General features: G+C 61.2%; 2 protein-coding genes. Both read right to left on the reverse strand.

Annotated elements, in window-relative coordinates; genetic code table 11:
* Positions 1-29: 29 nt before the first annotated feature.
* Positions 30-299, reverse strand: coding sequence for a hypothetical protein (locus BY454_RS16640; protein ID WP_104417667.1), 270 nt, complete (start codon positions 297-299; stop codon positions 30-32).
* Positions 289-1,680, reverse strand: a 1,392-nt coding sequence (gene tnpC / locus BY454_RS16645) for an IS66 family transposase (protein WP_104417668.1), incomplete at its 5' end; no start/stop codon positions are given. The genes tnpC and BY454_RS16640, both read right to left, overlap by 11 nt.

Raw genomic sequence — 1,680 nt, forward strand, 5'->3', positions numbered from 1 at the left:
GTAAGCGTTCATTCCACGACGTAGTGGACTTATTTCACATCGCGTAGCGGCCTGAGCAACCCGGGCGAGACCTTATATTGTTTGGTGCCATCCTCGGCCAACACAATCACACTCTTGCGATTGATCTTCGTGACGATCCCCAGCAGCGGCCCCTCCCGGCCCTCGAAGGTCACTTTCAGGCCGACTCTCAGTTGGCTCAATGCCTGCAGATTTTCCTGGTCCCGCAGTTCATGTATGCGCTGGCAGATGTATCGATTGAGTTCCATCAGCTGATCAACGCTCATGTCGTCAATGCGCATGGACGACCTCCGCTGGTGTGAGTTGCGTGGCTTGCCGGTCCGGATGACGCGGATCGATCAGCGCCCGTAACGGGTTCTCGGCGAAGCGGGTTTTCCAGAGTCGGGGCGTCAGGTCGCTGACTTCACGGGCCGGGTGCTGGCTGATGCGTTGCAGCACGTCCACCAGGTAGGTGTACGGGGTAATATCGTGCAGCTTGCAGGTGCTGATCAGGCTCTGGATGATGCCCAGGTGTTCCGCCCCCAGTTCGGTCCAGCAGAACATCCAGTTTTTCTTACCCATGGGGATTGGGCGTAGGGCGCGTTCCAGGTGGTTGGTGTCTGGCTGCACGTCCGGGTTCTCCAGGAACACGGTCAGGCTGGCTTCCCGACTGAGCACGTAGTTCAGAGCCTTGGTCAGCGGGTCGCTGGGCACCAGGCCGCCTTGCTCCAACTGATCCCGGCACCACTGGAAGAAGTCGCTGACCACCGGCTTGGAGTGCGCCAGGCGGTACTGGCGTTTCTTCTCGCCGGTCAGCCCTTGAGCGTTGATGGCCTCTTCATTCCGGTACAGCGTCGCGATCCGTTGCAGGGCCTCGGTGACCGTTTCCGGGTGATCCTTCTGCGCGTCGATAAAGTAACGGCGACTGTGCACCCAGCATTGGGCATGGGTGACGTTTTCCTGGGCGGCGGCATAACGGGCATAGGCCGCGTAGCCGTCACTGATCAGCGTACCACTGAACGACTCGCTGAGTACCTGTTCGATGTGGGCGCGCCCACGGCTGTTCGAGTAGGTGAACACCACCTCGTCGGCATCGCCGTACAGCGGCCAGAACCAGCCGGATTTCATCTTGCCTTTTTGCGGGCCGGCGCGACCTTGGTGGCCGGCCTTGATGGGTGTTTCATCCATGGCCAGTACCCGGCTGCGCAGTACGTTGTCGGTCTGGACATCCACAATGGGCCGAAGCAGGTCGATGGCGCGCTTGACCAGATTGGTCAGAGTGCTGCGACTGACGGTGATGCCGGCCTGCTCGATGCGCTGGTGCTGGCGATACAGCGGCAGGTGGAACTGGAACTTGTCCACCAGCAACCCGGCCAGCAGACTGACGTCGGCCAGACTGTTGTCCAGCACGTTGAACGGAGCCGGAGTCGTCACCGGCTTCTCGGTTCCCTTGCGCCGGAACACCGGGCGTTCCACTTTCAGCACCACGTAACTGGAGGCCCGCTGGGCCAGCCGGTAGGTGGTTTTGGTACCAAGTATGTCGTACTGGTCGGCCTCCGGCCCGGTCAGCTCCGGTGGCAGGTGTTCAATGACTTCCACCGGGACATCGGCGGTAAAGCGCAGTCCGGTGTCGTTCAGGCAGTCGTCGTCCCGCTGCTTCTTGCCGGTGCCGCGCTGATAGGC

The sequence above is a fragment of the Marinobacter persicus genome (assembly GCF_002934325.1).
Classification (GTDB): Bacteria; Pseudomonadota; Gammaproteobacteria; order Pseudomonadales; family Oleiphilaceae; genus Marinobacter; species Marinobacter persicus_A.

Excerpts from the sequence above, each read along its gene's own strand:
- BY454_RS16640 (WP_104417667.1), bottom strand. The coding sequence starts at position 299 with ATGCGCATTGACGACATGAGCGTTGATCAGCTGATGGAACTCAATCGA.